Below are 6,421 nucleotides of genomic sequence, written 5' to 3' on the forward strand. Positions count from 1 at the left end.
GTGAGAGCAACCGATGCCACGGCTGTCTTCCAGGACAGCCGCCGCTTCCTGCTGAACCTGGCCTACCGCATTCTCGGCTCGCGCAGCGATGCCGAGGATGCGGTGCAGGAAACCTTCCTCAAATGGCGCGAGAGCGATCCCGCCGCCCTGGACAACCCCCGCGCCTGGCTGACCACCCTCTGCACCCGCCATTGCATCGACCAACTGCGCCTGGCGCACCGGGCGCGGGTCGAGTACGTGGGCACCTGGCTGCCGGAGCCCATCCACAGCGAAATCACCGAGTCGCCGGAACAGATGCTGGAACTCTCCTCCTCGCTGTCCACCGCCTTCCTCCTGCTGCTGGAGCGTCTCACGCCCCGGGAACGCGCCGCCTACCTGCTCCATGACATCTTCGACCTGGACTACCCGGACGTGGCCGGGGCCCTAGGCGTGCAGGAAGCCGCCTGCCGCAAGCTGGTCTCCCGCGCACGCCTGGCGCTGGTCGACGGCAAGGCGCGCCACCAGCCGCCACGGGAGCGCCAGGAGCAGTTGCTGGAGGCCTTCCACAGCGCCATCGCCAGCGGCGCCACCACGGGGCTGACCGCCCTGCTGGCGGACGAGGTGGAGCTCTGCGCCGACGGCGGCGGCAAGGTGCCGACCCTCGGCCATGTGCTGCATGGCAAGGCCGAAGTGCTGGAGTTCGTCCTCGGCGCCCTTCGCGGCTACTGGGCGGATTACCGCTGGCTGCCCGCCGACCTCAACGGCGGACGCGGGGTGATCCTGGCCAGTGGCGAAGATGTGGCGGCCACTGTCACCTTCGCCTACGACGGCGAGGGGCGGGTCAGCAACATCTACATCCTGCGCAATCCGGAGAAACTGGCGGGTCTGGATATCGCCCACTGAGCTTGTAGTCGCTTTCCTACATGCAGAGCGACGACGGCCGGTACTGTCACGTGGGTGGTCTTGACTAAGCTGATCCGGACGCTGGCGCAGCACCCCGGCCAAGCTTGCCGAAGTCGCCGCCAGGCCCCGTGAAAGCCCCAAGGAGAGGTCCGTGATGACCGAAAAGAAATTGACCAACGCCACCGGCGCCCCGGTGGTGAACAACCTCAATATCCAGACCGCCGGCCCCCGTGGCCCGGCCCTCCTGCAGGACATCTGGCTGATCGAGAAGCTCGCCCACTTCGACCGCGAAGTGATCCCCGAACGCCGCATGCACGCCAAGGGCGCCGCTGCCTACGGCACCTTCACCGTCACCCATGACATCACCCGCTATACCCGTGCCAGCATCTTCTCCAAGGTGGGCAAGCAGACCCCGCTCTTCCTGCGCTTCTCCACCGTCGCCGGCGAACGCGGCGCCGCGGATGCCGAGCGCGACATCCGTGGCTTCGCGGTGAAGTTCTACACCGACGAAGGCAACTGGGACATCGTCGGCAACAACACCCCGGTGTTCTTCTTCCGCGACCCGCTGCGCTTCCCCGACCTCAACCACGCGGTCAAGCGCGACCCACGCACCGGCCTGCGCAGCGCCACGAACAACTGGGACTTCTGGACCCTGCTGCCGGAAGCCCTGCACCAGATCACCATCGTCATGAGCGACCGCGGCATCCCGAAGACCTACCGGCACATGCACGGCTTCGGCAGCCACACTTTCAGCATGCTCAACGCGAAGAACGAGCGGGTCTGGGTCAAGTTCCACTTCCGTTGCCAGCAGGGCATCGAGAACCTCAGCGACAGCGAGGCTGCCCAGGTGATCGGCGCGGACCGCGAAAGCCACCTGCGCGATCTGTACGAGAGCATCGAGAAGGGCGACTTCCCGCGCTGGACCCTGTCCATCCAGGTGATGACCGAGGAGCAGGCGCGCAAGCACCCGCACAACCCCTTCGACCTGACCAAGGTCTGGCCCCATGCCGACTACCCGCTGATCGAGGTGGGCGTGATGGAGCTGAACAAGAACCCGGACAACCACTTCGCCGAAGTGGAGCAATCGGCCTTCTCGCCGGCCAACGTGGTGCCCGGCATCGGTTTCTCGCCGGACAAGATGCTCCAGGCGCGGCTGTTCTCCTACGGCGATGCCCAGCGCTACCGCCTGGGGGTGAACTTCAACCTGATCCCGGTGAATGCCCCGCGCTGCCCCTACCACAGCTACCACCGCGACGGCGCGATGCGCACCGACGGCAACGCCGGTTCCACCATCGCCCACTACCCCAACAGCCAGGGCATCTGGGAGGACAGCCAGGAACTGGCCGAACCGCCGCTGCCGCTGGAGGGTGATGCCGCCTACTGGGACCACCGGGTGGATGACGACCACTATGAACAGCCCGGCAAACTGTTCCGCCTGATGACGCCCGCGCAGCAGCAACTGCTGTTCGACAACACGGCCCGCGCCATGGGCGACGCGCCGCTGGAAGTGAAGCAGCGGCATGTCGCCAACTGCACCAAGGCAGACCCGGCCTACGGGGCTGGCGTAGCCAAGGCGCTCGGCCTGGGTTGACGCCTGGGAGAACCTCGTAGGAGCGAGCCCTGCTCGCGAACTGGAGCACTTCGCGAGCAGAGCTCGCTCCTACAGGGGATACACAGTATCCCTCCCAATCGCCCCCGCAGCATCGAAACAGTCCGACACACCTTGGCGTCGCCCCCCTCCCCCGTTCGACGTTTTCTTCACACTTTCTCTGGCAAAGTCCGTCGGCTTCGGCGGGCCCATCTGGAACCAATGTGCCATCAGGTGGTCTACTTGCCCCCGGCCTTCTCCCAGAGGCGCCGCCCCGTCTTGAGTAGATCTATGGATGCTTGATCGCATGACCGCACAGGAACCCGTAACCACCCGGCAGGCTTCGTTCAGCCTGAACAGCCCCACCGTCAAGAGCCACCTGGCCTTCACCCTCTTCAGCGCCTGTGCGCTGCTGGTGATGTACAGCCTGTTGCGGGTCGCGCTGCTGGCGTACAACAGCGACCAGATTGGCGACAGCCCGGCCTCGGTCTTCGCCGAAGCCTTCTACAACGGCCTGCGCTTCGACCTGCGGGTGGTGGTGTTCGCCTGCATCCCCTTGCTGCTGTCCCTGCTCAGCGTTCGCGCCATGGCCGCCCGCGGCCTGCACCGGCTGTGGCTGACCGCCTTCGCCAGCCTGACCCTGTTCCTCGGCATCAGCGAGCTGGACTTCTACCGCGAATTCCACCAGCGCCTGAACAGCCTGGTGTTCCAGTACCTGCAGGAAGACCTGGGCACGGTCGCCAGCATGATCTGGAACGGCTTCCCGGTGGGCCGCTACCTGATCGCCTGGGCCCTGGCCACCTCGCTGCTCTACCTGATGTTCCGCGGCCTGGACCTGGCGAGCCGCCCGCGCGCGAATGCCGCCCTCCAGCCCGCCACCCGCCGCCATGCGCCCTGGTTCAGTCGCCTGGCGATCTTCATGATCTGTCTGGTGGTGGCCGTGGCCGCCGCTCGCGGCCACCTGCGCCAGGGGCCACCGCTGCGCTGGGGCGATGCCTTCACCACCGACTCCATGTTCGCCAACCAGTTGGGCCTGAACGGCACCCTGACCCTGGTGGACGCCGCCAAGAACAGCTTCTCTTCCCACCGCGACCATGCCTGGAAGGCCACCCTGCCCGAGGATGAAGCCCTGGCCAGCGTGCGCCAGATGCTGCTGACGCCGAACGACAAGCTGGTGGACGCCGACAAGGCCGCGATTCGCCGCGACTTCACGCCGCCGGCCGCAGGCACCCTGCCGATCCGCAATGTGGTGGTGATCCTCATGGAAAGCTTCGCCGGCCGCTACGTCGGCGCCATGGGCAATCAGGACGGCATCACCCCCTACTTCGACCAGTTGGCCAAGGAAGGACTGCTGTTCGACCGCTTCTTCTCCAACGGCACCCACACCCACCAGGGGATGTTCGCCACCATGGCCTGCTTCCCCAACCTGCCGAGCTTCGAATACCTGATGCGCACCCCCGAGGGCGCGCACAAGTTCTCCGGCCTGCCGCAGCTGCTCAGCGCCCGTGGCTACAACGACCTCTACGTCTACAACGGCAACTTCCAGTGGGATAACCAGTCCGGTTTCTTCAGCAACCAGGGCATGACCCGCTTCATCGGCCGCGAGGACTTCGTCAATCCGGTGTTCATGGACAAGACCTGGGGCGTGTCCGACCAGGACATGTTCGACCGCGGCGCCGCCGAGCTGGCGAAGATGCCCACCGACAAGCCCTTCTATGCCCTGCTGCAGACCCTCTCCAACCACACCCCCTATGCCCTGCCGGCGCAGTTGCCGGTGGAGAAGGTCACCGGCCATGGCGGCCTCGACGAGCACCTGACCGCCATGCGCTACGCCGACTGGGCCCTCGGCCAGTTCTTCGAGAAGGCGCGCAAGGAACCCTACTTCAAGGACACCCTGTTCGTGGTCGTGGGCGACCATGGCTTCGGCAGCGACAAGCAGCTCACCGAGATGGACCTGTTCCGCTTCAACGTGCCGCTGCTGCTGGTCGGTCCCGGCGTGCAGGAAAAGTTCGGCACCCTCAACCAGAACGTCGGTACCCAGATAGACGTGGTGCCCACCATCATGGGCCGCCTCGGCGGCGAGGTTCGCCACCAGTGCTGGGGCCGCGACCTGCTCAACCTGCCCGAGGGCGACCCGGGCATCGGCGTGATCAAGCCGTCCGGCAGCGACCAGACCGTGGCCATCGTCAGCAGCGACCGCATCCTGGTCCAGCCCAAGGACTTCCCGGCGCGCCTGTACCAGTACCAGCTGGGCGCCGATGCCAAGGTAGAGCGCATCCCCGGCGACAGCGACCCACGCCTGCAGAAATACCTGGAAGCCTTCCTGCAGACCGCCACCGGCAGCCTGCTGAACAACACCGCGGGTGTCGAGGACGCCAAGCAACATCAGTGATGGCCCCGGCCCCGCGTAATGCCGGGCCGCTTCTGCTTTTACTGTGTGGGGGCGAATTCATTCGCTAAGCAGACCGCAGGTCTGCCCTGCGATGCTTCCATGGGGCCGCTGCGCGGCCCTTAGCGAATGAATTCGCCCCCACAGGTTCCCCCTGCAAGCCCCCAGCAGCTCCGCCCCGCCCCTCGCTCGCCGCTTGACAGCCCCGCCCCAAGCCTCCAAATTACGCAAAGTGTAAATTGATTACGAAAATAACAATGCCGGCTTCCGGATTCTCCCGGACCGCCTGCAGCCAAGTGAGTGCAATGGATCTCTACACCTATTACCGCTCCACCTCCTCCTACCGGGTGCGCATCGCCCTGGCACTGAAGGGACTGGAAGCCCGGCATATCCCGGTGAACCTGATCCAGGACGGCGGCCAGCAGCACAAGCCCGAGTACAAGGCGCTCAATCCCCAGGGTCGCGTGCCCAGCCTGCGTACCGACGAAGGCCAGGTGCTGATCCAGTCTCCCGCCATCATCGAATACCTCGAAGAACGCTTTCCCCAGCCGGCCCTGCTCCCACAAGGCCTGGAAGCGCGCGCCCGCCAACGTGCGGTAGCGGCGATCATCGGCTGCGATATCCATCCGCTGCACAACGTCGCGGTGCTCAACCGCCTGCGCGGCCTGCAGGTGGAGGAATCCGAGGTGATGGGCTGGAGCCGCCACTGGATCGCGGAAGGCTTCGATGCGGTCGAAGCCTTGATAGGTGATGAAGGCTTCTGCTTCGGCGAACCGGGCCTGGCCGACGTCTACCTGCTACCGCAGGTCTATGCCGCCCGACGCTTCGATCTGGACCTGTCACACTATCCGAAGATCGCCCGGGTCGAACGCCTCGCACTTGCGCATCCGGCCTTCGTCCAGGCGCACCCCGACCAGCAAGCCGACAGACCGGCCTGAGGCCACGCCCATGAAAAGCCTCGGATTCAAAGTCACCATAGGCGACTACCTCGCCCGCAGCGTACGCGGCATTTCCTGCGCGCCTCCAGCTGCCACCTCGCATTGAACCCATACTTCCAATACATGCTTGAGGTGCAAAAAAATGGCTGACATCTTCGAAAACCCCATGGGCCTGTGCGGCTTCGAATTCATCGAGTTCGCCTCCCCCACCCCGAACACCCTGGAACCCATCTTCGCGATGATGGGCTTCACCAAGGTGGCCACCCACCGCTCCAAGGACGTGCACCTGTATCGTCAGGGCGAGATCAACCTGATCCTCAACAACGAGCCCAAGAGCCAGGCCGCCTATTTCGCCGCCGAACACGGCCCGTCCGTCTGCGGCATGGCCTTCCGTGTGAAGAACGCCCACCAGGCCTACGCCCGTGCCCTGGAACTGGGCGCCCAGCCCATCGACATCCCCACCGGCCCGATGGAACTGCGCCTGCCGGCGATCAAGGGCATTGGCGGCGCCCCGCTGTACCTGATCGACCGCTTCGGCGAAGGCTCGTCGATCTACGACATCGACTTCGAGTTCATCGAAGGCGTCGACCGCCATCCCAAAGGTGCCGGCCTGAAGCTGATCGA

Annotated in this window: 4 protein-coding genes and 1 pseudogene; all 5 read left to right on the forward strand. The window is 65.4% G+C overall.

Annotated elements, in window-relative coordinates:
• Positions 1–882 (forward strand): RNA polymerase sigma factor SigJ, encoded by an 882-nt coding sequence (gene sigJ, locus ACFPU0_RS20995; protein ID WP_377695213.1) that lies wholly within the window; start codon positions 1–3, stop codon positions 880–882.
• 154 nt (positions 883–1,036) lie between these two features.
• Entirely contained in the window at positions 1,037–2,473 is a 1,437-nt protein-coding gene (locus ACFPU0_RS21000) for a catalase (RefSeq protein WP_377695214.1), read from the forward strand.
• 304 nt (positions 2,474–2,777) lie between these two features.
• Positions 2,778–4,862, forward strand: coding sequence for an LTA synthase family protein (locus ACFPU0_RS21005; RefSeq protein WP_377695215.1), 2,085 nt, complete (start codon positions 2,778–2,780; stop codon positions 4,860–4,862).
• A gap of 302 nt (positions 4,863–5,164) precedes the next feature.
• Positions 5,165–5,797: a maleylacetoacetate isomerase gene (maiA, locus tag ACFPU0_RS21010; RefSeq protein ID WP_377695216.1), complete on the forward strand. Its 633-nt coding sequence runs from the start codon at positions 5,165–5,167 to the stop codon at positions 5,795–5,797.
• 142 nt (positions 5,798–5,939) lie between these two features.
• Positions 5,940–6,421: pseudogene (locus tag ACFPU0_RS21015) on the forward strand (4-hydroxyphenylpyruvate dioxygenase); the annotation flags it as partial.

Origin of the sequence: Pseudomonas sp. GCM10022186 (assembly GCF_042656385.1) — a bacterium.
In the GTDB taxonomy this organism is placed as follows: domain Bacteria; phylum Pseudomonadota; class Gammaproteobacteria; order Pseudomonadales; family Pseudomonadaceae; genus Metapseudomonas.